The sequence below is a fragment of the Heyndrickxia ginsengihumi genome, assembly GCF_011008565.1.
Classification (GTDB): Bacteria; Bacillota; Bacilli; order Bacillales; family Bacillaceae_C; genus Weizmannia; species Weizmannia ginsengihumi.
The window spans coordinates 1-21,308 of record NZ_JAAIWK010000023.1 but is presented as its reverse complement, the minus strand read 5'-3'; the positions used below and the strand labels follow the sequence as shown (position 1 = coordinate 21,308).

The 21,308-nt window shown below is 36.9% G+C and carries 30 protein-coding genes and 1 rRNA gene; 29 read left to right on the top strand and 2 right to left on the bottom strand.

Annotation, left to right across the window (positions count from 1 at the left end; all coding sequences use genetic code 11):
* Positions 1-15: 15 nt before the first annotated feature.
* The 27 genes from rpsN to salA all read left to right on the top strand — a co-directional run bounded on the left by rpsN (position 16) and on the right by salA (position 18,780).
* Positions 16-201, top strand: coding sequence for a 30S ribosomal protein S14 (rpsN, locus tag G4D61_RS13380; RefSeq protein ID WP_025729812.1), 186 nt, complete (start codon positions 16-18; stop codon positions 199-201).
* Between the two features lie 29 nt (positions 202-230).
* Complete coding sequence (gene rpsH / locus G4D61_RS13375; RefSeq protein WP_025729810.1) at positions 231-629, top strand: 30S ribosomal protein S8; 399 nt, start codon at positions 231-233, stop codon at positions 627-629.
* Between the two features lie 28 nt (positions 630-657).
* Positions 658-1,194: a 50S ribosomal protein L6 gene (rplF, locus tag G4D61_RS13370; protein ID WP_025729808.1), complete on the top strand. Its 537-nt coding sequence runs from the start codon at positions 658-660 to the stop codon at positions 1,192-1,194.
* Positions 1,195-1,225: 31 nt separating this feature from the next.
* Positions 1,226-1,588, top strand: coding sequence for a 50S ribosomal protein L18 (rplR, locus tag G4D61_RS13365; RefSeq protein WP_025729806.1), 363 nt, complete (start codon positions 1,226-1,228; stop codon positions 1,586-1,588).
* Between the two features lie 21 nt (positions 1,589-1,609).
* On the top strand, positions 1,610-2,110 hold the full coding sequence (gene rpsE, locus G4D61_RS13360) for a 30S ribosomal protein S5 (protein ID WP_025729804.1): 501 nt from the start codon (positions 1,610-1,612) through the stop codon (positions 2,108-2,110).
* Positions 2,111-2,123: 13 nt separating this feature from the next.
* The gene (gene rpmD / locus G4D61_RS13355) at positions 2,124-2,300 is read left to right on the top strand and encodes a 50S ribosomal protein L30 (protein ID WP_025729802.1); all 177 of its coding nucleotides are present in this window, start codon (positions 2,124-2,126) and stop codon (positions 2,298-2,300) included.
* A 31-nt stretch (positions 2,301-2,331) separates the two neighbouring features.
* Positions 2,332-2,772, top strand: coding sequence for a 50S ribosomal protein L15 (gene rplO, locus G4D61_RS13350; RefSeq protein ID WP_025729800.1), 441 nt, complete (start codon positions 2,332-2,334; stop codon positions 2,770-2,772).
* On the top strand, positions 2,772-4,064 hold the full coding sequence (secY, locus tag G4D61_RS13345) for a preprotein translocase subunit SecY (protein WP_025729798.1): 1,293 nt from the start codon (positions 2,772-2,774) through the stop codon (positions 4,062-4,064). The genes rplO and secY overlap by 1 nt, the downstream gene beginning before the upstream one ends.
* A 65-nt stretch (positions 4,065-4,129) precedes the next feature.
* A complete protein-coding gene (locus G4D61_RS13340) occupies positions 4,130-4,777 on the top strand; it encodes an adenylate kinase (protein ID WP_025729796.1) in 648 nt (215 codons plus the stop codon).
* A gap of 717 nt (positions 4,778-5,494) precedes the next feature.
* Entirely contained in the window at positions 5,495-5,713 is a 219-nt protein-coding gene (gene infA, locus G4D61_RS13335; protein WP_025729794.1) for a translation initiation factor IF-1, read from the top strand.
* Between the two features lie 159 nt (positions 5,714-5,872).
* Positions 5,873-5,986 (top strand): 50S ribosomal protein L36, encoded by a 114-nt coding sequence (gene rpmJ / locus G4D61_RS13330; RefSeq protein WP_003156543.1) that lies wholly within the window; start codon positions 5,873-5,875, stop codon positions 5,984-5,986.
* 20 nt (positions 5,987-6,006) lie between these two features.
* Complete coding sequence (gene rpsM / locus G4D61_RS13325) at positions 6,007-6,372, top strand: 30S ribosomal protein S13 (protein WP_025729791.1); 366 nt, start codon at positions 6,007-6,009, stop codon at positions 6,370-6,372.
* Between the two features lie 23 nt (positions 6,373-6,395).
* Positions 6,396-6,785, top strand: coding sequence for a 30S ribosomal protein S11 (gene rpsK / locus G4D61_RS13320; protein WP_025729789.1), 390 nt, complete (start codon positions 6,396-6,398; stop codon positions 6,783-6,785).
* A gap of 176 nt (positions 6,786-6,961) precedes the next feature.
* Positions 6,962-7,906, top strand: coding sequence for a DNA-directed RNA polymerase subunit alpha (locus G4D61_RS13315; protein WP_025729787.1), 945 nt, complete (start codon positions 6,962-6,964; stop codon positions 7,904-7,906).
* Between the two features lie 57 nt (positions 7,907-7,963).
* Positions 7,964-8,326 carry a 50S ribosomal protein L17 gene (rplQ, locus tag G4D61_RS13310; RefSeq protein ID WP_025729785.1) on the top strand — a complete coding sequence of 121 codons (363 nt, stop codon included), beginning with the start codon at positions 7,964-7,966 and terminating at the stop codon, positions 8,324-8,326.
* A gap of 368 nt (positions 8,327-8,694) precedes the next feature.
* Positions 8,695-9,546 carry an energy-coupling factor ABC transporter ATP-binding protein gene (locus G4D61_RS13305; RefSeq protein ID WP_025729783.1) on the top strand — a complete coding sequence of 284 codons (852 nt, stop codon included), beginning with the start codon at positions 8,695-8,697 and terminating at the stop codon, positions 9,544-9,546.
* The gene (locus G4D61_RS13300) at positions 9,522-10,385 is read left to right on the top strand and encodes an energy-coupling factor ABC transporter ATP-binding protein (RefSeq protein ID WP_035354108.1); all 864 of its coding nucleotides are present in this window, start codon (positions 9,522-9,524) and stop codon (positions 10,383-10,385) included. Before G4D61_RS13305 ends, G4D61_RS13300 begins: the two co-directional genes overlap by 25 nt.
* Complete coding sequence (locus G4D61_RS13295; protein WP_025729779.1) at positions 10,382-11,179, top strand: energy-coupling factor transporter transmembrane component T family protein; 798 nt, start codon at positions 10,382-10,384, stop codon at positions 11,177-11,179. The genes G4D61_RS13300 and G4D61_RS13295 overlap by 4 nt, the downstream gene beginning before the upstream one ends.
* Positions 11,180-11,190: 11 nt before the next feature.
* Positions 11,191-11,928, top strand: coding sequence for a tRNA pseudouridine(38-40) synthase TruA (gene truA / locus G4D61_RS13290; protein WP_025729777.1), 738 nt, complete (start codon positions 11,191-11,193; stop codon positions 11,926-11,928).
* A gap of 186 nt (positions 11,929-12,114) precedes the next feature.
* Positions 12,115-12,552 carry a 50S ribosomal protein L13 gene (rplM, locus tag G4D61_RS13285; RefSeq protein ID WP_025729774.1) on the top strand — a complete coding sequence of 146 codons (438 nt, stop codon included), beginning with the start codon at positions 12,115-12,117 and terminating at the stop codon, positions 12,550-12,552.
* A gap of 22 nt (positions 12,553-12,574) precedes the next feature.
* Positions 12,575-12,967 (top strand): 30S ribosomal protein S9, encoded by a 393-nt coding sequence (gene rpsI / locus G4D61_RS13280; protein ID WP_025729773.1) that lies wholly within the window; start codon positions 12,575-12,577, stop codon positions 12,965-12,967.
* 283 nt (positions 12,968-13,250) lie between these two features.
* Positions 13,251-13,418 (top strand): hypothetical protein, encoded by a 168-nt coding sequence (locus tag G4D61_RS13275; RefSeq protein ID WP_155918482.1) that lies wholly within the window; start codon positions 13,251-13,253, stop codon positions 13,416-13,418.
* A gap of 326 nt (positions 13,419-13,744) precedes the next feature.
* Entirely contained in the window at positions 13,745-15,199 is a 1,455-nt protein-coding gene (locus tag G4D61_RS13270) for an amino acid permease (protein ID WP_081979051.1), read from the top strand.
* A gap of 142 nt (positions 15,200-15,341) precedes the next feature.
* Positions 15,342-16,223 (top strand): superoxide dismutase, encoded by an 882-nt coding sequence (locus tag G4D61_RS13265; RefSeq protein ID WP_163174167.1) that lies wholly within the window; start codon positions 15,342-15,344, stop codon positions 16,221-16,223.
* Between the two features lie 139 nt (positions 16,224-16,362).
* Entirely contained in the window at positions 16,363-16,803 is a 441-nt protein-coding gene (locus G4D61_RS13260) for a DUF2521 family protein (RefSeq protein ID WP_163174165.1), read from the top strand.
* A gap of 66 nt (positions 16,804-16,869) precedes the next feature.
* Positions 16,870-17,586 (top strand): N-acetylmuramoyl-L-alanine amidase CwlD, encoded by a 717-nt coding sequence (cwlD, locus tag G4D61_RS13255; RefSeq protein WP_025729765.1) that lies wholly within the window; start codon positions 16,870-16,872, stop codon positions 17,584-17,586.
* Between the two features lie 144 nt (positions 17,587-17,730).
* Positions 17,731-18,780 carry an iron-sulfur carrier protein/transcriptional regulator SalA gene (gene salA / locus G4D61_RS13250; protein WP_025729764.1) on the top strand — a complete coding sequence of 350 codons (1,050 nt, stop codon included), beginning with the start codon at positions 17,731-17,733 and terminating at the stop codon, positions 18,778-18,780.
* Between the two features lie 30 nt (positions 18,781-18,810).
* Here the strand turns inward: salA and gerD are convergent, their stop codons facing one another.
* Positions 18,811-19,374, bottom strand: coding sequence for a spore germination lipoprotein GerD (gerD, locus tag G4D61_RS13245; RefSeq protein WP_025729763.1), 564 nt, complete (start codon positions 19,372-19,374; stop codon positions 18,811-18,813).
* A gap of 339 nt (positions 19,375-19,713) precedes the next feature.
* Complete coding sequence (pdaB, locus tag G4D61_RS13240; RefSeq protein ID WP_025729762.1) at positions 19,714-20,463, bottom strand: polysaccharide deacetylase family sporulation protein PdaB; 750 nt, start codon at positions 20,461-20,463, stop codon at positions 19,714-19,716.
* Positions 20,464-20,603: 140 nt separating this feature from the next.
* On the opposite strand from pdaB, the gene G4D61_RS13235 reads away from it, so the two are divergent.
* Together G4D61_RS13235 and G4D61_RS13230 are read left to right on the top strand one after the other, a co-directional pair.
* Positions 20,604-20,837: a hypothetical protein gene (locus tag G4D61_RS13235; protein WP_025729760.1), complete on the top strand. Its 234-nt coding sequence runs from the start codon at positions 20,604-20,606 to the stop codon at positions 20,835-20,837.
* 412 nt (positions 20,838-21,249) lie between these two features.
* Positions 21,250-21,308, top strand: a 16S ribosomal RNA gene (locus G4D61_RS13230); the annotation flags it as partial.

The window sequence follows — 21,308 nt, the reverse complement described above, 5'->3', positions numbered from 1 at the left end:
AAGGGAGGCGAAAACGTGGCTAAAAAATCAATGATTGCGAAACAAAAACGCGAGCCAAAGTTTAAAGTGCAAGCTTACACTCGTTGCGAACGTTGTGGCCGTCCACACTCAGTAATTCGTAAATTTAAACTTTGCCGTATTTGTTTCCGTGAACTTGCATATAAAGGTCAAATACCTGGCGTTAAAAAAGCTAGCTGGTAAAACCCAATATTGGGAAGGAGGTTATTTAAATGGTCATGACAGATCCAATTGCAGATTTGTTAACTCGTATTCGTAATGCAAATACAGTACGTCACGAAAAATTAGAAGTTCCTGCTTCTAAGATTAAAAAAGATGTAGCTGAAATCCTTAAACGTGAAGGATTCGTTCGTGATGTTGAATTTATTGAAGATAATAAACAAGGAATCATTCGGATCTTCTTGAAATATGGTGCGAATAACGAACGTGTTATCACTGGAATTAAACGTATCAGTAAACCTGGACTTCGCGTTTATGCAAAAGCTGACGAAGTTCCTAAAGTATTAAACGGTCTTGGTATTGCGATTGTTTCTACTTCTCAAGGTGTTTTAACTGATAAAGAAGCTCGTTCTAAAAAGATCGGTGGAGAAGTATTAGCATACGTTTGGTAATAATTGAAGTTGAACGGAGGTGCAAAGCATGTCACGTGTAGGAAAAAAACCAGTTGAAATTCCAGCTGGAGTTACTGTAACAATTAATAACAATGACGTTACGGTAAAGGGACCTAAAGGCGAATTAACTCGCAGCTTTAGTCCTGATATCGCAATTAACATCGAAGATAATATCATTAACGTAACTCGCCCTTCTGATGCAAAAAATCATCGTGCATTGCATGGTACAACTCGTGCCTTACTTGCAAACATGGTTGAAGGTGTATCAAAAGGCTATGAAAAATCATTAGAATTAATTGGTGTTGGATACCGTGCTCAAAAACAAGGTAAAAAACTTGTTTTGAATGTAGGTTATTCTCATCCAGTTGAATTTGATCCAGAAGAAGGACTTGAAATCGATGTTCCTTCTAATACAAAAGTTATCGTTAAAGGCGTAAGTAAAGAACGTGTAGGCGCTCTTGCTGCAAATATTCGCGCTGTACGTCCTCCTGAACCTTATAAAGGAAAAGGAATTCGTTACGAAGGCGAATATGTACGTAGAAAAGAAGGTAAAACTGGTAAATAATGCTGCATAGTTTGAGAAAGGAGTGAAATCGATGATCACTAAACCTGATAAAAACCAAGTGCGTAAAAAAAGACACGCTCGCGTACGAGCTAAGTTAAGCGGAACTCCTACTCGTCCACGTTTGAACGTGTATCGTTCTAATAAAAACATTTACGCTCAATTAATTGATGATGTAAATGGTGTAACTTTAGTTAGTGCTTCAACTGTTGATAAAGAATTAAATCTTGAATCTACTGGTAATGTTGAAGCAGCACAAAAAGTTGGTGAATTAATCGCTAAACGTGCTACAGAAAAAGGATTAAGTGAAGTAGTATTTGATCGTGGTGGTTATTTATATCACGGACGTATTAAAGCTCTTGCTGATGCAGCTCGTGAAAACGGCTTACAATTTTAATCATAAAGGAGGGAAAAACAGATGCGTCGCATTGATCCAAACAAACTTGAATTAGAAGAACGCGTAGTTACGGTAAATCGTGTTGCGAAAGTTGTTAAAGGTGGACGTCGTTTCCGCTTCTCTGCACTAGTTGTTGTTGGAGATAAAAACGGACACGTTGGCTTTGGTACAGGTAAAGCACAAGAAGTACCTGATGCTATTCGTAAAGCAGTTGAAGATGCTAAGAAAAACCTAGTTGAAGTACCTCTTGTTGGTACAACAATCCCTCATGAAGTAGTTGGACACTTCAGTGCAGGTAAAATCTTATTAAAACCAGGTTCTCCAGGTACTGGTGTTATCGCTGGTGGTCCTGTTCGTGCCGTATTAGAATTAGCTGGTGTTGCTGATATTACATCTAAGTCTTTAGGTTCTAATACACCAATTAATATGATTCGTGCTACTATGAACGGTATTAGTCAATTAAAGCGTGCGGATGAAGTTGCAAAATTACGTAACAAATCAGTAGAAGAACTATTAGGTTAAGGAGGGAACACTAATGGCAAAATTAAAAATTACCCTCACTCGCAGCGTGATCGGTCGTCCACAAGATCAACGTGATACTGTGATTGCTCTTGGATTACGTAAAGTAAACCAAACTGTTGAGAAAGAAGATAATGCTGCTATTCGCGGAATGATTAACAAAGTTAGTCATCTTGTAACAGTAGAAGAATAATCAATGATTCTAAAATAAGGAGGTGCGGACAATGAAACTTCATGAATTACAACCTGCGGAAGGATCTCGTAAAGAACGTAATCGTGTTGGTCGTGGTACTGGTTCTGGTAACGGTAAAACTGCTGGTAAAGGACATAAAGGTCAAAAGGCTCGTTCCGGCGGCGGTGTACGTCTTGGATTTGAAGGTGGTCAAACTCCTTTATTCCGTCGTTTACCAAAACGCGGTTTCACAAACATCAATCGTAAAGATTATGCAGTTGTAAACTTAGATGCTTTGAACCGTTTTGACGAAGGTACTGAAGTAACACCTGCTCTTCTTTTGGAAACTGGTGTTGTAAGCAAGGAAAAATCAGGTATTAAAGTACTTGCTAACGGTAAACTTGAGAAAAAATTAACGGTAAAAGCACATAAATTCTCCTCTGCTGCTAAAGAAGCAATTGAAGCTGCTGGCGGTTCAATTGAGGTGATCTAATGTTTAGAACAATCTCCAATTTTATGCGTGTGGGTGATATAAGAAGAAAAATTATTTTCACCCTCTTAATGCTTGTGGTTTTTCGAATTGGTGCATTCATACCAGTTCCATATGTTGATGCCTCTGTATTAGATGCCTCTACCCAAAATGGTTTAGTTGGTTTTCTAAATACATTTGGTGGAGGTGCATTAAGAAACTTCTCTATTTTTGCAATGGGAATTATGCCATATATTACAGCATCTATTATCATACAGTTGTTGCAGATGGACGTAGTTCCTAAATTTGCAGAATGGGCAAAACAAGGAGAGGTTGGTCGTCGTAAGCTAAATCAGTTTACGCGCTATTTTACCGTAATTCTTGGTTTTATTGAAGCGTTAGGTATGTCCTATGGCTTCAATAATTTAGCTCAAGGTGCACTGATTACACAATCTGGTATTGGTACGTATATTATCATTGCGATTACATTAACGGCAGGTACTACCTTCTTAATGTGGTTAGGTGAGCAAATTACAACCAAAGGTGTCGGGAATGGAATTTCTATTCTCATTATGGCAGGGATTGTGGCAGGAATGCCGACAGCTATTAACCAAATTTACGCGCAACAAATTCAAAATGCAGGATCACAACTTTTCTTAAAAATTGTTCTTCTTGTTCTTTTTGTTCTTGTTGTTTTAGCGATTGTAGTGGGAGTCATCTTTTTTCAACAAGCTTCGAGAAAGATTCCTATTCAATATGCACAACGTCTTGCTGGAAGAAACCAAGTTGGCGGTCAATCTACCCATTTACCACTTAAGGTAAATGCAGCTGGTGTTATTCCTGTTATCTTTGCAATTTCGTTTATTATTGCACCACAAACCATTGCATCATTTTTTGGTTCTAGTAATATTGCAAGCACCATTCAATGGATTTTCGATTACACCAAACCAGTTGGAGCATTGATCTACGTTGCATTAATTATTGCTTTTACTTATTTTTATGCCTTTGTACAGGTTAACCCTGAAAAGCTTGCTGAAAACTTAAAAAAACAAGGTGGGTATATTCCGGGTATTCGTCCTGGTAAAAACACTCAGCAATATTTAACAAGCGTTTTATATCGTTTAACGTTTGTAGGTTCGTTATTTTTGGCTGTAATTGCGATTCTTCCAGTCATTTTCACAAATATTGCAAGTCTACCTTCCTCAGTAAGAATTGGCGGTACAAGTTTGCTAGTTGTTATTGGTGTTGCACTTGAAACAATGCAACAATTAGAATCTCAATTAGTAAAACGTCATTATAAAGGGTTTATTAAATAATTAGGTTTTGGGGGCAATCGCTTGTTCCTAAAACCGTAAATAAACAGATTGAGGGGGCTGTACCGTTGAATTTAGTGCTAATGGGCCTTCCAGGTGCTGGTAAAGGTACTCAAGCTGAAAAGATCGTTGATAAGTATTCCATTCCTCATATTTCTACTGGGGACATGTTTCGTGCAGCAATCAAAGATGAGACGGAATTAGGTTTAAAAGCGAAATCCTTTATGGATAAAGGTGAGCTTGTTCCAGATGAAGTTACAATTGGAATTGTTCGTGAGCGATTAGGCAAGGACGATTGCAGCAAAGGATTTTTGCTCGATGGTTTTCCTAGAACAGTTGCTCAAGCAGAAGCTTTGGAAGAAATATTAAAAGATCTAAATAAACACCTCGACTATTGCATCAATATAGAAGTTGATAAAAGTATTTTAATGGCACGCTTAACAGGACGTAGAATTTGTAAAAATTGCGGTGCGACATATCATCTTGAATTTAATCCTCCTGCTAAAGACGGTGTTTGTGATCGTTGTGGCGGAGAATTATATCAACGTGCAGATGATAATGAAGAAACAGTTCAAAACCGTTTAGATGTAAATATTAAACAAACGAAACCTCTTCTTGACTTTTATGCTGAAAAAGGTTATTTACGCAATGTAAATGGTCAACAAGAAATTAAGCAAGTGTTTGCCGATATCGATCAGTTATTAAGCAGTTTATAAGGTCGTTAGAAAGCATTGATGAATTCATGAGAGTAGCAGCAATTTACATGCTTTAAACACTCTTCATTTTTTTGGAAAGCAGCATAGTCTGAGTAAATTCCATTTTTTGTTGGAATTGCTGAAAATTTTCTTTATGAGTATGATGCATTTCCGGCTTGAAAAGGTTATAATGGTTATCGTGACGATTTTCACCATTGAAGGATCACAGAATATTTAATTGGTGAAAACCAGAGGATTAATTTATATAATATTCTTCTTCTAAATATTCTGTTGAAAATAGATGAGGAATTACTAGTCTGTTATTGTTTTAACAGTGATTGGCTAGTTAACGTCAATCGAACGTCTCTCATGCAATTCAGTTTTTTTCATGTAAGTGGCTTTCTATCGTTCGCGGGTATGCCGGACATGGGATTGGTCAAGACTGACATGAAGAACTAATATACCTCGTGATGGACCACCTATAGGCCCTCGCCAATTGCCTGAAGCATGATCTAGTATGATGATGTATGCATATGTCTTTTTGAGATGTCCAATGGGAGCAACGATAGAATTGTGAGAGCCGATCATCCGCTTTACATGTATCTAGTGTTGTTCATTATTCGTTAAGCGTCTAACAGTCATAAAAATAGGAATTTGGGCGAGCCGTATAGTTTTTGAGGTTTACGGAAGAGGTATTTTATTAAGGTCCCAAATGTTAGAAGAAGGGAGAAAAGTTCGATGGCGAAAGATGATGTTATCGAGGTTGAAGGTACAGTTAGTGAAACTTTGCCAAACGCAATGTTTAAGGTAGAATTAGAGAATGGTCATACTGTTCTTGCACATGTATCTGGAAAAATTAGAATGAATTTCATTCGTATTTTACCAGGTGATAAAGTAACAGTTGAGCTTTCTCCGTATGATTTAACTCGTGGAAGAATCACATATCGTTTTAAATAATTAAATGTTTAACGCTCGTTCTACTTATTGCTAGTTGTTAATTCGTGTTTGCGATCATTTTATTAGTATTGCTTGATTATCAACCTTGACGTGTAGAAATTAGTGTTATTTTTATGATAACTAATCATGCACTCCGTAATATTAAGGAGGTAATAACAGATGAAAGTTAGACCATCAGTGAAACCGATCTGTGAAAAATGTAAAGTTATTCGCAGAAAAGGTAAAGTTATGGTAATTTGTGAAAACCCAAAACATAAACAAAAACAAGGATAATTTAAAGGAGGTGCGCATATATGGCACGTATTGCTGGTGTTGACATTCCACGTGATAAGCGGGTTGTCATTTCTTTAACTTACATTTATGGAATTGGTAAACAAACTGCTATCAAAATTTTAGATGAAGCTGGTATCTCTCAAGATACACGCGTTCGCGATTTAACTGAAGAAGAAGTTAATAAAATTCGTGACGTCATTGATAAATTAAAAGTTGAAGGTGACCTTCGTCGTGAAATTTCATTAAACGTTAAACGTTTAATCGAAATCGGTTCTTACCGTGGCCTTCGTCATCGTCGTGGTTTACCTGTACGTGGACAAAATACGAAAAACAATGCTCGTACACGTAAAGGTCCTCGTAAAACTGTAGCAGGTAAAAAGAAATAATTTGTAAAGGAGGGTATTAACTTATGGCACGTAAAACAAATACTCGTAAACGTCGTGTGAAAAAGAATATTGAATCTGGTATAGCCCATATTCGTTCTACATTTAACAATACAATTGTAACTATTACGGATGCTCATGGTAATGCTGTTGCATGGTCAAGTGCTGGTGCATTAGGTTTTAAAGGTTCTCGTAAATCTACTCCTTTTGCTGCACAAATGGCTGCAGAAACAGCTGCTAAAGCTTCTATGGAACATGGTATGAAAACTCTTGAAGTTACTGTAAAAGGACCAGGTGCTGGTCGTGAGGCTGCTATTCGTGCATTACAAGCTGCAGGTTTAGAAGTAACAGCAATTAAAGACGTAACTCCAGTTCCACATAATGGTTGCCGTCCACCAAAACGTCGTCGTGTTTAATTTTTTTGTATAGATTTTGTATCCTTGTCAATAATGGGATATGATATAGTATCTTAAACAAAGAATTGATTAATCCAGTTGTTGTGCACAATCGGGAATGTAAACATGGGGAATTTCGGATAGAACTCGTGGAGGTCTATGCGGGGTTTCGACGTTTTGAAGGAGGTTAAATTTGAATGATTGAAATTGAAAAACCAAAAATTGAAACGATTGAGGTTAGCGATGATGCTACTTATGGCAAATTCGTCGTGGAGCCGCTAGAGCGTGGATATGGTACTACTTTGGGTAACTCCTTACGTCGTATCCTACTATCCTCACTCCCAGGTGCCGCTGTCACATCTATTCAAATAGATGGGGTTATGCATGAGTTTTCAACAATTGAAGGCGTCGTAGAAGATGTTACATCCATTATTCTTAATCTGAAAAAACTTGCTTTAAAAATTTATTCTGACGAAGAAAAGACGCTTGAAATTGATGTGCAGGGAGAAGGAATCGTAACTGCTGCTGATATTACGCACGACAGTGATGTTGAAATTTTAAATCCAGACCTTTATATTGCAACAGTTGCAGCTAATGGTCATTTCCGTATGCGTATGTCGGCTTCTACAGGCCGTGGTTATACACCGGCTGACCAAAACAAGCGAGAAGATCATCCAATTGGCGTAATTCCAATCGACTCCATTTACACTCCAGTTCAACGTGTAAACTACCAAGTAGAAAATACACGTGTTGGACAAGTGAGCAACTTTGATAAGCTATCACTAGATGTGTTAACAGATGGAAGCATTGGACCTAAAGAAGCTATTGCTTTAGGAGCTAAAATTTTAACTGAGCATTTAAATATTTTTGTAGGACTTACTGATGAGGCACAAAATGCTGAGATCATGGTTGAAAAAGAAGAAGATCAAAAAGAAAAAGTTCTTGAAATGACAATTGAGGAACTAGATCTTTCTGTTCGTTCTTATAACTGTCTAAAACGTGCTGGTATTAACACTGTTCAGGAGTTAGCTAATAAAACTGAAGAAGATATGATGAAAGTACGTAATTTAGGTCGTAAGTCTTTAGAAGAAGTTAAAGCGAAGTTAGAAGATTTAGGTTTAGGTCTACGCAAAGATGATTGATAACAGTCAATTTATTAATATGAGAATTATAATTCAATAATAAGGGAGGGAAACTTCATGCCTTACAGAAAGTTAGGACGTACAAGTGCCCAACGTAAAGCATTGCTACGCGATTTAGCAACAGACCTTATCATTAACGAACGCATTGAAACAACTGAAGCTCGTGCTAAAGAATTACGTTCAGTTGTTGAAAAATTAATCACTCTTGGTAAACGTGGCGATCTTCATGCTCGTAGACAAGCAGCTGCATTTGTCCGTCATGAAGTGGCTAACGCTGAAACTAAGCAAGATGCTGTTCAAAAGTTATTCGCTGATATTGCTCCTCGCTATGTAGAGCGTCAAGGTGGATACACTCGTATCATGAAACTTGGACCTCGTCGTGGTGACGGTGCACCAGTTGTTGTCATCGAATTAGTTTAATATACTTACACATCTAGGGCAGGACAGTTTAGGAACATATCTTAACTGCTTCTATGCCCTTTTTGTTTAACGTTTTTTCTGATTTTTAAAAGCATATTGAGTGTTATGATGGGCATGAAAGATTTGTTCATGTCCCGTCTAGCTCCTTGCAACCCTCTTCATTTAAATATTTTTGTATCAATCATTTAATGTCTACACACTGAAGAGGGGTGCAGGCTTTTTTATTATGAGGAGCTTTTTAATATATCATTATGTTTCCACCTTATAATCAATTTATTCTGTTTTAAAGGAACACAGCTATTTATGGCTATCCTTTTTAGTTATATTAGATGAGCAGAGATTAGGTGAGTATGAGAGAGGAGGGGTTGATGGTGAACAATCAGGGAACTGAAATGATTTCAATTGATCATGTGTCGTTTCGCTATCCAGATCAGGACAGGTATGCATTAAGTGATGTCTCTTTTAAAGTATATAATGGAGAATGGCTTGCCATTGTCGGTCATAATGGTTCTGGAAAGTCTACATTGGCAAAATTATTGAATGGACTGCAATATCCAGAATCAGGTACGATACAGGTCGATAGGCTCGTACTATCTGAGGACACTGTTTGGGATATTAGAAAACGTGTTGGTATGGTATTTCAAAATCCGGACAATCAATTCGTAGGAACGACTGTCCAAGATGATGTGGCTTTTGGTTTGGAGAATCAAGGAATTCCTCAAGCAATTATGGAGAAGCGTGTGCATGACGCATTGCAAAGAGTTCGGATGTCGGAGTTTCTAAATCAAGAGCCGCACCATCTTTCTGGTGGACAGAAACAGAGAGTTGCAATAGCTGGTATTATTGCTTTACAACCGAAAGTAATTATTTTAGATGAAGCAACATCAATGTTAGATCCAATTGGCCGAAAAGAAGTAATTGAAACAATAAGGCAATTAAAAGATGAACTGGAATTATCAGTTATTTCAATTACCCACGATTTAGATGAGGCAGCACAGGCAGATCGTATCATTGTCATGAATCAAGGAAAAGTATATCGGGAAGGTACTCCAATGGAGATCTTTCAATTAGAAAGTGAATTGACTCAACTTGGTTTAGATATTCCTTTTTCTATAAAAATGGCAAAAGCATTAGAGATGAAAGGTTTTCACTTTCCAACATTATATTTAACAGATAAAGAATTGGTGGATGCATTATGGACATTACACTTGAACAAATAGAATATCGTTATCAGCAACATACACCTTTTGAAAGACTCGCACTTCATGACATTTCCATGAATATTCCGTCCGGTAGTTACGTTGCTATCATTGGACATACTGGTTCAGGGAAATCAACGCTTTTGCAACATTTAAACGCCTTGCTGCAGCCTACGAAAGGTCAAATGAAAATAGGTGATCGCACGATTCAGGCAGGTCAAAAAGGAAAAAATTTACGAGAGATTCGTCAAAAGGTCGGAATTGTTTTCCAATTCCCTGAACATCAACTTTTTGAAGAAACTGTTGAAAAAGATATTTGCTTTGGACCAATGAATTTTGGCGTTTCTAAAGAAGAAGCAATCAAGCGTGCTCATCGTTTAGTTCAATTGGTTGGACTGCCTGAAGAGGTGCTGAACAAATCACCCTTTGATTTATCTGGCGGTCAGATGCGCCGTGTTGCAATAGCAGGAGTATTGGCAATGGAACCAGATGTGCTTGTACTTGATGAACCTACTGCAGGTTTGGATCCCCGTGGTCGGAAAGAAATGATGAGTATGTTTTACAATTTGCATAAAGAGAAAAATCTTTCAACGATTCTTGTTACACATAGTATGGAGGATGCGGCACTGTATGCAGATGAACTTGTCATTTTGCATCACGGTGAAATGAAGAAGAAGGGCAGCCCGAGGGATATTTTCTCATCTCCAAAGGAATTGGAGCAATGGGGATTAAGTGTCCCAGATATTGTTCATTTTCAGTATATGGTGGAGCAAAAGCTTAATCGCAAATTAAATAAGACATGTCTAACAATTGAAGAGCTGGCAGAGGAATTGCAAAGTATGCGAGGTGACTTGCAATGATGGAAAAAATGATATTTGGACGTTATGTCCCTGGTGACTCTTTTATCCATCACATGGACCCTCGTTCAAAGTTAATCTTTGTTTTTGCCTATATTTGTATTGTTTTTATAGCTAATAATACCATTACATATGGAATATTAGCAGTTTTTACCATTCTGATTATATTCATTTCGAAAGTGTCTCTTCGCTTTTTCTTGAATGGATTAAAGCCAATTCTATGGTTAGTATTATTTACACTGATCTTACAAATATTTTTTAACCGTGAAGGACATTTAGTTTACCATTTAGGCATTGTCAAAATTTATAGTGAAGGAATCCGGCAAGGTATATTTATTTCAGTGCGGTTTTTACTCTTGATTTTCTTGACGTCTTTATTGACGTTGACAACGACGCCAATTTCTTTAACAGATGGAATAGAGGCATTATTAAATCCGCTCAAAAAAATAAAATTTCCTGTTCATGAATTAGCACTGATGATGTCGATTTCGTTACGGTTTATCCCGACATTAATGGATGAGACTGAAAAAATTATGAAGGCGCAAATGGCAAGAGGAGTAGAATTTTCTAGCGGCAGTATGACAAATCGGATTAAATCGATTATTCCTTTGCTCATCCCGTTGTTTGTTAGCTCTTTTAAAAGAGCGGAAGAATTGGCAACTGCCATGGAGGCAAGGGGCTATCAAGGGGGAGAGGGGAGAACGAAATACCGCATTTTAATTTGGAAATTTCGCGATACGCTTGCATTGCTCTCTCTTGTCCTTGTAACCATTCTACTTGTCATTTTCCGTGCTTAATGGAGGGCATTATGAAGAGATACAAATGTATTGTCAGCTACGATGGTTCACAATTTTCCGGGTATCAAGTCCAACCGAATAAACGAACGGTGCAGTCAGAAATTGAACAAGCACTTGCAACAATTCATAAAGGTGAAGTGATTAAAATATTTGCTTCAGGCAGGACAGATGCTGGTGTCCATGCAAAGGGGCAGGTCATCCATTTTGACTCCCCGCTATCGATCCCGATAGAAAAATGGCCCATTGTCTTAAATGGATTATTACCGGACGATATTGCCATTTTAAAAACGGAAATAGTAGATGATCATTTTCATGCCCGTTTTTCAACCGTTGGTAAAGCTTATCAATATCGGATGTACCAATCACCGATACGTGATCCATTAAAAAGAAAATATGCTTATCAAGTTCCTTATCAATTGGATTTTGAAGCAATGAAATTAGCAGCAGAACAGTTGTTAGGAACCCATGATTTTACAAGCTTTTGCTCTGCAAAAACAGAAGTAAATGATAAAGTCCGCACGCTTAAAGAAATTTCCTTTTACAAGACGGATGAAGAGTGGGTTATTCAATTCGTTGGTAATGGATTTCTATATAATATGGTAAGGATTTTAGTAGGGACATTACTAGAAGTAGGAACAGGGCGAAAGAAGCCGGAAGATATGCGTCCTATTCTTGAGAAGCGGGACAGAAGTGCAGCTGGAAAGACAGCACCCGCCGAAGGGTTATACTTATGGAAAGTATTTTATTAAAGGAATATTTCCCAAGGAGAAAACAACTTAACCAGGCGTAACATTGTCTTGACATTGATGTTCTAAGAATGTATTATTACCTATGGTACTGTTTTTTTTAAACCCACGATAAGCCCCGGAAACTTATTCGTGATTAGAATAAATAGAAAATGAAATGTTTTTATTATTTTTTTAGGAGGGTAACGAATGCGTACTACTTATATGGCTAATGCAAATAACATTGAACGTAAATGGTACGTAGTAGATGCTGAAGGCAAAACTTTAGGTCGTCTTGCTTCTGAAGTAGCATCTATCTTACGTGGTAAACATAAACCAACTTTCACACCACATGTAGACACTGGTGATCATGTTATCATTTTAAATGCATCTAAAATTGAATTAACAGGTAAAAAATTAACTGACAAAATCTACTACCGTCATACACAATTCGCTGGTGGTCTTAAACAACGTACTGCTAACGAAATGCGTACAAACTATCCAGAACAAATGTTGGAACTTGCTATTAAAGGTATGCTTCCAAAAGGTTCTTTAGGACGTCAAATGTTTAAAAAATTACATGTGTATGCTGGTGCAGAACATCCACATGAAGCACAAAAACCAGAAGTTTACGAACTTCGCGGATAATTACTAAAAGGAGGTTATTATTTTGGCACAAGTTCAATATATCGGAACAGGACGTCGTAAAAGTTCTGTTGCTCGTGTTCGCTTAGTACCAGGTAACGGTCGTATCGTAATCAATGGTCGCGATGTTGAAAACTATATTCCATTCGCAGCATTAATCGAAGTAATTAAACAACCATTAGTTGCAACTGAAACTGTAGGCAGCTATGATGTTTTAGTAAACGTTAAAGGTGGCGGCTTCACTGGTCAAGCTGGTGCAATTCGTCATGGTATCGCTCGTGCATTGCTACAAGCTGATCCTGAATATCGTGGAACACTAAAACGCGCTGGATTGTTAACTCGTGACGCTCGTATGAAAGAACGTAAAAAATACGGTCTTAAAGGCGCTCGTCGTGCACCTCAGTTCTCAAAACGTTAATTGTTTGCGTTTCAAAGGCTCTCAACCAATTTGGTTGGGGGTCTTTTTTTATGTAAAAAGCTTATCATTCTGAGGGAATGATCTTTTTAATGCTTCTATATTTTTACGCGTAATATGAAATAAATATCGCAGGTATCATTTGGAGTTATAACATGTATTAAAAGAGTTGTTTTCCGTTTTTAGGGGAAAGTATTGTTAGTTGTATTGGCGAAAGAAAAAAATATATTCATTAGCCAAGGCAAAGTATATCTAGTTTATAAAATTTTAATAAGGAGGATGTTTAATGAAAAGTCGCTTAACAAATGGAAAGAATCTTAATTTAAGTTCAAATGGGAAAGCGAATCAAGATGTGCTAGAAATTAGCCCTACAGGTTATGGTTATGTTTCAGTACCAACTGAATCAGCGGAGGAAAAGGGGAAAACAACAAATCCTTCTTGCGGAGGGCTCTAAAATAGTACTCTCGCGGAAGGCGTTTTGGATTTAAAAAGTGATTGTCCTAATTAGGATGATCGCTTACTTATGTTTTCATATTCTAATGCATCACAACATAGATTGGAGATAAACCAAATAACATTTTGAACGAATCTCCATAACAGCTTTCCAAATTCATCCATGCAATAAAATACATACCAGTGATAAAATATACAAATTTCTATTTTCAAGAGTGAATGTTTATGATATTGTATTATAGTTGTGTTTTTGATTAATTATGCATGATATGTTGTAAATATAATTCGTTAAATAGTATGAACTAACGTGTAATAGAGGTGTTTATGATGAAAGATCAACATGTCGATCAAAATGGTGGACTGCAACGGCGGTTAAAAGCGCGTCATCTGATGATGATTTCACTAGGTGGATCGATTGGAACAGGACTGTTTTTAGGTAGTGGTTCGGCGATTTATGAGGCAGGGCCTGGCGGAGCACTATTAGCATATTTGATCATCGGTGTGATGGTTTATTTTATTATGACAAGCTTGGGAGAGTTGGCTTCTTTCATGCCATCGAGTGGAGCATTCAGTACGTATGCAACTCGCTTTATTGATCCAGCCCTAGGGTTTGCATTAGGCTGGAACTATTGGTACAGCTGGGCAATTACGCTTGCGGCAGAGCTTTCTGCTTCTACACTTGTTATGAAGTTTTGGTTCCCGCATAGTCCGTCATGGCTATGGAGTGGAATATTTATCATTATTATTTTTGGTTTGAATATCCTTTCTGTTAGAGGATATGGTGAAGGAGAATATTGGTTTTCATTTATTAAAGTAACGACTATTATTATTTTCATTATTGTTGGTTTACTAATGATTTTTGGAATTATGAAAGGCGATGCAGTAGGTTTTAAAAACTTTACAGTAGGTGATGCACCATTCCACGGTGGAATATTAGCGATTTTAGGTGTGTTCCTAACCGCTGGGTTCTCGTTTCAAGGAACGGAAATTGTTGGTGTTGCCGCTGGTGAAAGTGAAAATCCTAGAGAAAATGTGCCAAAAGCCATTAGAAGTATCTTTTGGAGAATTCTTTTATTTTACGTATTAGCGATTTTCGTAATTGGTTTGATTATTCCGTATACGACAGAAACATTGCAAAGCAGCGATATTATGGTTAGTCCATTTACGCTTGTGTTTAAAAAAGCAGGATTAGCATTTGCGGCTTCATTAATGAACGCAGTTATTTTAACAGCTGTTCTATCTGCCGGAAACTCTAGTTTATACGCTTCAACAAGAATTCTGTATGCAATGGCAAAGGAAGGTCAAGCGCCAAAACTTTTTGGGAAATTAAACAAGCGCGGAGTTCCAGTTGCTGCCCTTGTAGCAACGACCGTTGTTGGATTACTTGCTTTCCTAGCGTCAATCTTTGGCGATGGTACTATTTACATGTGGCTATTAAATGCTGCAGGTGTCACTGGTTTTATTTTCTGGCTTGGGATTGCAGCCAGCCATTATCGATTTCGTAAAGCATTTATCGCGCAAGGCCACGATGTAAAAAAGCTGCCATACACTGCAAAGCTTTACCCATTTGGTCCGATTTTTGCTTTAGCTGTTGGGCTGATCGTTATTTTAGCTCAAGATTATCAAGCCTTTCTTAGCGACAAAATTGATTGGCTTAATGTAATTGCAGCTTATTTAGGAATTCCTTTATTTATAATCATGTGGTTAGGATACAAATTTGTGAGGAAGACAAAAGTCGTACCTTTGCAAGAATGTAAAATTGACATAGATGAATTAAAATAATATGTTTCCTTTCAGGGGGTGCTCTATATGGGTTCCCCTTTTTTAGTTTATCAAAGTCCTTCCTAGTCACGTTTTTATAGATGAATAATACATTATGGGTATATGACCTATTTAAAAGGTAAGATGATGGGGGAAAAAGATGATGGCGTTTGAACAAAAGGCAATTCAATATTTAAGGGAAGTAGAAACTTGGCTGCGGGATGTGGAGCTTTTTTTGTATAGTCGGAATGAAGATATTGATCAAGATGTAATTGAAAAAATCAAGTTAGTAAGAAAAGATGTACAGCATTGCCTCGCGGAGGAGTCTATTACTGAACCAACACTTATTGAACTTCAACGTACCGTTCGAGATATTGATCATCGCATTGATGATAACCGGCAAGTGAGGGTTTATGGAGCTGTGCCAATTGGCAAACATCAACTCCCGCCTTTGCCCTATAAATATAATGCGTTAGAACCTTATATTCGCGAGGACATCATGCGGCTTCATTATACGAAGCACCATCAAAGCTATGTTGATGGATTAAATAAGGCGGAGATGAAGATGCAAGAGGCGCGCCAACATAATGACTATGAGCTAATAAAACATTGGGAAAGAGAATTGGCTTTTAATGGTGCGGGCCATTACTTGCATTGCATTTTTTGGGAAGTGATGAATCCTGATGGAGGTGGAAAGCCAAAAGGAGATTTACTTGCTCAAATTGAACATGATTTCGGCAGTTATGAATTATTTCAAGCACATTTTACCGAAGCGGCAAAAAAAGTTGAAGGTGTTGGATGGGCGATATTAGTATGGGCCCCGAGGTCTTGGAAATTAGAAATTTTACAAGCCGAACGCCATCAATTATTAACACAATGGGATGTGATTCCACTTCTTGTCCTTGACGTTTGGGAGCATGCCTATTATTTACAATATAAAAATGATCGTGGGAAATATGTAGATCAATGGTGGAATATTGTTTATTGGCCGAATGTCGAAAAAAGATTTATGACAGCAAAAAGGGTAAAATGGCAGCCGTATTAAAGGCGCGTCCTATAAATTAGGGCGTGTTTTTTTATGTTAGTTTATTAAACAAAGATAGCATAGAAGCTAAACATTGGAAATGATTGATTGAATGAGAAATGGTTATCTATCGAAAAATACATATAAGGAGTGTGTAACAATGAATGACCTTATTAGTTTAGCTTCAAAACGGAGAGAAAGACAAATTAAATATGAGCGTAAATTATTACGAGAGCTTCCCGTTCAGGCATTGAAAAAAAGTATTCAATCACATTTTAATTTTATTCGCTTGAACGGGGGAGCGTGGATACAACGTAGTGCAGAAGAAGGCTGTGGCGATCTCGCAATCGAATCTTTTTTATTAGGCGGTCATTATAGCCGATTTGGTCTTTATGGTGAAACGATTGAACAAACAAAAAAACGCTGTGCAAAGGAATTAAAAGAACTTACAGATACACTGTACAATGATTGGCAATTATGGACTGATGAAACTGGTACGATGCAAGAATCACTTTACTATACTTGTGAACAATTTATAGATTACTGGTGGACTGAAGGCTTTAAAAAGGCAGAGAAACGAAGAAAATTACGCCTTCACTAAGATTCAGTTCTAAATTCCTTCCTTGTCCCATAATTATTCAATAAGGACAAGGAAGGGAAGAATACCATGAAACAACGGATAAAAATTACCGCGTTTATGATTGGAGCAGTGCTTTTATTTTTACTTTTTCAATTTCAATTTTTCCAAAAAGATACTTGGCGGTCTTGGAACTTACCTTTGTCAGGAAAAATCATTTATTTAGATCCAGGACATGGAGGACCGGACGGAGGGGCAACCGGTGATGAAGTATTAGAAAAAGATATTGCCTTAAACGTTGCGCTGAAACTTAAAGATTATTTACAGCAGCAAGGTGCACTCGTATTAATGACACGGGAAACAGACACAGATTTGGCAGATAGCGATACAAAAGGGTATAGCCGCCGAAAAGTAGAGGATTTAAAGAAACGCCTTTCGATGATTAATGAGTCCGAAGCGGATTTATTTATTAGTATTCATTTAAATGCAATTCCTCAATCCCAGTGGAGCGGGGCGCAGACCTTTTATTCACCGCAGTTAGTAGAAAATAAACGGATAGCGTCTTTTGTTCAGGCGGAATTGATTCGTAATCTTGAAAATACAAAGAGGATTCCAAAGACACTTTCCAGCGTCTATCTATTAAAGCATGCGAAAAAACCAGGGGCTTTAGTGGAGATTGGCTTTTTATCAAATCCGCAAGAGCGGAAGAATCTAACTTCAGATAAATATCAAACACAGGTTGCAGCCTCAATCTATAATGGGGTGATGAGATATTTTTCAAAAGAAAAAGATTTGGATTTAAAATAAACGACGTTTTTCAAAGGGACACAAATAGTGTGCCCTTTTTTAGTCCCTGCTTTTACAAGTCGTTCTAGTCTAAAAATGGTAGTAAGTGTGTTATACTAATGAAAGATTGGGAACGAATTCATTTTAAGGAAGGTGTTTGGAAAGATGTTGAGCGAAAAACAGGTAACAGATGCTCTTAAAGGGTTTAAAGATCCTTTCTTACATAAAACTTTAGAAGAAACAGATGGCATTCTAGAAGTTAAAATAAAAGACGAAATTCAGCATGTCAGTGTAAAGGTTGCCATTGCAAAAACAGGAACAAAAGAGCAATTAGAATTGCAAATGGCGATTGTAAATAAATTAAAAGAAATTGGGGCAAATACAGTAGGAATTCGTTTTGCTGAATTGCCAAAAGAAATATTAGAAAAATACCGCGGGGAATTAGAAGCAGAGCATAACCCATTATCCTCTAAAGGAACGAAATACATAGCAATTGCCAGTGGTAAAGGTGGTGTAGGTAAATCTACTGTATCCGTTAATTTAGCGGTCGCTCTTGCACGTCTTGGTAAAAAAGTTGGTTTAGTAGATGCTGACATTTATGGTTTCAGTGTTCCGGACATGATGGGAATTATGCAACGTCCTGTCGTTCGCGGTCAGAAAATTTATCCTGTTGAACGTTTTGGTGTAAAGGTAATTTCAATGGGATTCTTTGTCGAGGATAATGCTCCTGTTATTTGGCGTGGTCCAATGCTAGGGAAAATGTTAAATAACTTCTTTAAAGAGGTAGAATGGGGAGATTTAGACTATCTCTTGCTTGACTTGCCTCCTGGAACAGGGGATGTTGCTTTAGACGTCCATTCCATGCTGCCAAAATGTAATGAGATTATTGTTACAACTCCGCATCCAACTGCTGCATTTGTTGCTGCGCGAGCTGGCGCTATGGCATTAAGAACGGAACATACTATTTTAGGTGTAATTGAAAATATGTCTTATTTTGAAAGTAAATTAACAGGTGAACGTGAGTATGTTTTTGGTAAAGGCGGCGGTGAAAAGCTTGCGAAGGAGCTAAATACATCGTTATTAGGGCAACTGCCATTACAACAACCTGATTGGAATGAAGCGGATTTCGCTCCTTCCGTATATGGAGAAGATCATCGTGTTGGAAAAATTTATGGTGATATTGCTCATAAGATTGATCAAACATTTAATGACTAAAATGATAAAAGGCGAGAGTGATTTCTCGCCTTATTTTTGTTTATTATCAGTTTTATTCATTTCTTTTGCGGCTTTTAAAAGAGAATCTTCTAATTTGGCTTTAAAAAGCGGGTCATTATAAGTTTCAATAATAACATCTTGAATATGACTGCGAAAATCCTTGCTTTTTAGTAAAGTTAAAACTTCTTTCTCGTAATCAGGGTCTTTTAATATGTCGATCATCATTTTTTGATAATCAGGGTCTTTCATTAACTTTTTTAGTAAGTCTTTATTTTGTGATTCCATACTTTTCGCAAATGCTTGTGTAAATTTAGGGTCTTGAAAAGCTGTCTTCCAAAACTCCTGCCCTTTTTTAGAAGTCAATGTACTTTCAATTGTCTTCTTTACAAAATCTTGATCAATGACTAATTTTTGCTTCATTGCATCATCAGTCATTATATCTTGTAACGCTTTTTTCCCTTCATCCGTTTTTAAAACATCAATCATCATTTTTTTCGTTTGATTATAATCCATTTGACCACTTGAGGTTGCTTCTCCTGAACAAGCGGCTAGACCGATAATAGATAACAGGAGCAAAGGTAAAAGTTTGTTCATTCAGTGGCTACTTCCCTTCTTCTATGCATTGTCTTATACATAGGATAAGGAAATTTAGCAGTTTTATTCACACGAACCTCTTTAATTTTGTCTGTTTTCCGGGAACTTTTTTCCATAAAAAAGGAGGGGGTGAGTTTCGCTTCAGGGGTCCGCTTTCCGCAGGCAGTCAGGGAGCCTCGAATTGTGTCTGAATCATTATTTTAATAAATCACTTTAAGTGAAAGTAATAATTTGGCCAAAATTAGTGTACTTTGGGTTATGTCAATTGTTGGAGTGGGGAACAGGGGGGAAAATAAAAGGACAAGGTGAAAATCCCTTATCCTTAAGCCTCTTTCAAATTTATTGAATAAGTGTTGTTTTTACATGACCGTTTGTAATCAAATCTGAGACGGTAGTGAATTTTCCTTTGTGTGAAAGATCTTTCGTAATGATTGGCAATGCCTTCGCAGTTTGTTTTGCTGAATCTGATGCATGCAATAAAATAATATCCCCGTTTTTCGCTTTTACTGTTTTATTGACGATTGTTTTCACTCCGGGATTTTTCCAGTCATCTGAGTCGACACTCCAATGTACAACTGTATAGCCAAGTTGTTCAGCAACTTTTAATGTTTTTTTATCAAAATGCCCTGTTGGTGAACGTAAAAGCTTTACATCATGAACATCTAATTTTTTAAATACTTCTTGAGCTTTTAATATATCGCTCCGAATTTTACTTTCATCAAGTTCAGTATAATCAACATAGGCGTACCCTAAACTGCCAATTTCATAGCCACTTTTTACTATTTTCTCAACGATGTCGGGGTGTTGTTCGGCCCATGAACCGGATAAAAAGAACGTTGCAGATTTAACCCCATTTTTTTGTAAAGTATTAATAATTGGTACTGCTTTTTCATCTCCCCATCCAATATTGAAAGTCAGAGCAATCCCTTTTTCCCCTTTATAAATGGCTTTCGGGCCATCATTTGCTGAAAAAACAGGAGTTTGCGCGATTGTTTGTGTATAAAAGAATAATGCCGTAAAAAAAGAAACAATTATGATAAAAAGTATTTGCTTCAACCTACGCCCATTTAATGTAACGAAAAAATTCATGTTTTTATCATCCCCTATTAGACAAGTTCCTGTCTTATCATATGCTCTTATATTGTGTGAATATGCAATGAGATCTTTTTTTGATAATTTTTCGTTTTTTGGTAAAAATACTTTCCAAGCTAAACAGAAAGGGTGGTAGAATGCGCGGTTTAATTGTACATGATCAAGAAATTCAAGAAATTCAATATTTACTTAAAAGAGAAATGGATGAAATCTTATTTGAACTTCGAGACGATCGATTCAATCAAATTGTAAAAACGGCAATGGAGGAAAGATATCAAATTTTATTTAAATTATTTACAAAAGTAGCTTCTTCTCACCGTGAATGTGCGCATTATATTCTCCCAATCAGGAAACGGCAGAAAAAAGGTTAGTTTTTTCCTTGAATGTGTCTTAGTAAGATATCGGTATTGTTTTTTCAAAATATTAATTTAAACTGTTAAACTTCTTTTTTTGATACAAAAGTTTATACGTTGTTAACAATAGGGGTAGGACTAATATTCCTTTTATATGCTCGTAAGGATTTTATAAAAAAACAGTCGAATTAACATGTGGCAAAGCCTTTTAAAAAAAATCAATAATCATGTTGACAATGCCTAAAAAACTTGATATATTATTAAACGTTGCTGCTAAAGAAGTTAGTAAACAACAAAAAATAATTAAAAAAATGTTGACAACGACATATTATACTGATATAATATAAAAGTCGCTGTGAAAAAAAGTGATTGATCTTTGAAAACTGAACAAAACGAAACGTCAATTTTTTATGAGCTTATATCAAACATCTTTTTGGAGAGTTTGATCCTGGCTCAGGACGAACGCTGGCGGCGTGCCTAATACATGCA

Excerpts from the sequence above, each read along its gene's own strand:
- rpsH (WP_025729810.1), top strand. The coding sequence starts at position 231 with ATGGTCATGACAGATCCAATTGCAGATTTGTTAACTCGTATTCGTAAT.
- rplF (WP_025729808.1), top strand. The coding sequence starts at position 658 with ATGTCACGTGTAGGAAAAAAACCAGTTGAAATTCCAGCTGGAGTTACT.
- rplR (WP_025729806.1), top strand. The coding sequence starts at position 1,226 with ATGATCACTAAACCTGATAAAAACCAAGTGCGTAAAAAAAGACACGCT.
- rpsE (WP_025729804.1), top strand. The coding sequence starts at position 1,610 with ATGCGTCGCATTGATCCAAACAAACTTGAATTAGAAGAACGCGTAGTT.
- rpmD (WP_025729802.1), top strand. The coding sequence starts at position 2,124 with ATGGCAAAATTAAAAATTACCCTCACTCGCAGCGTGATCGGTCGTCCA.
- rplO (WP_025729800.1), top strand. The coding sequence starts at position 2,332 with ATGAAACTTCATGAATTACAACCTGCGGAAGGATCTCGTAAAGAACGT.
- secY (WP_025729798.1), top strand. The coding sequence starts at position 2,772 with ATGTTTAGAACAATCTCCAATTTTATGCGTGTGGGTGATATAAGAAGA.
- infA (WP_025729794.1), top strand. The coding sequence starts at position 5,495 with ATGGCGAAAGATGATGTTATCGAGGTTGAAGGTACAGTTAGTGAAACT.
- rpmJ (WP_003156543.1), top strand. The coding sequence starts at position 5,873 with ATGAAAGTTAGACCATCAGTGAAACCGATCTGTGAAAAATGTAAAGTT.
- rpsM (WP_025729791.1), top strand. The coding sequence starts at position 6,007 with ATGGCACGTATTGCTGGTGTTGACATTCCACGTGATAAGCGGGTTGTC.
- rpsK (WP_025729789.1), top strand. The coding sequence starts at position 6,396 with ATGGCACGTAAAACAAATACTCGTAAACGTCGTGTGAAAAAGAATATT.
- G4D61_RS13315 (WP_025729787.1), top strand. The coding sequence starts at position 6,962 with ATGATTGAAATTGAAAAACCAAAAATTGAAACGATTGAGGTTAGCGAT.
- rplQ (WP_025729785.1), top strand. The coding sequence starts at position 7,964 with ATGCCTTACAGAAAGTTAGGACGTACAAGTGCCCAACGTAAAGCATTG.
- G4D61_RS13305 (WP_025729783.1), top strand. The coding sequence starts at position 8,695 with ATGGTGAACAATCAGGGAACTGAAATGATTTCAATTGATCATGTGTCG.
- G4D61_RS13300 (WP_035354108.1), top strand. The coding sequence starts at position 9,522 with ATGGACATTACACTTGAACAAATAGAATATCGTTATCAGCAACATACA.
- G4D61_RS13295 (WP_025729779.1), top strand. The coding sequence starts at position 10,382 with ATGATGGAAAAAATGATATTTGGACGTTATGTCCCTGGTGACTCTTTT.
- truA (WP_025729777.1), top strand. The coding sequence starts at position 11,191 with ATGAAGAGATACAAATGTATTGTCAGCTACGATGGTTCACAATTTTCC.
- rplM (WP_025729774.1), top strand. The coding sequence starts at position 12,115 with ATGCGTACTACTTATATGGCTAATGCAAATAACATTGAACGTAAATGG.
- G4D61_RS13275 (WP_155918482.1), top strand. The coding sequence starts at position 13,251 with ATGAAAAGTCGCTTAACAAATGGAAAGAATCTTAATTTAAGTTCAAAT.
- G4D61_RS13270 (WP_081979051.1), top strand. The coding sequence starts at position 13,745 with ATGAAAGATCAACATGTCGATCAAAATGGTGGACTGCAACGGCGGTTA.
- G4D61_RS13265 (WP_163174167.1), top strand. The coding sequence starts at position 15,342 with ATGGCGTTTGAACAAAAGGCAATTCAATATTTAAGGGAAGTAGAAACT.
- G4D61_RS13260 (WP_163174165.1), top strand. The coding sequence starts at position 16,363 with ATGAATGACCTTATTAGTTTAGCTTCAAAACGGAGAGAAAGACAAATT.
- cwlD (WP_025729765.1), top strand. The coding sequence starts at position 16,870 with ATGAAACAACGGATAAAAATTACCGCGTTTATGATTGGAGCAGTGCTT.
- salA (WP_025729764.1), top strand. The coding sequence starts at position 17,731 with ATGTTGAGCGAAAAACAGGTAACAGATGCTCTTAAAGGGTTTAAAGAT.
- gerD (WP_025729763.1), bottom strand. The coding sequence starts at position 19,374 with ATGAACAAACTTTTACCTTTGCTCCTGTTATCTATTATCGGTCTAGCC.
- pdaB (WP_025729762.1), bottom strand. The coding sequence starts at position 20,463 with ATGAATTTTTTCGTTACATTAAATGGGCGTAGGTTGAAGCAAATACTT.
- G4D61_RS13235 (WP_025729760.1), top strand. The coding sequence starts at position 20,604 with ATGCGCGGTTTAATTGTACATGATCAAGAAATTCAAGAAATTCAATAT.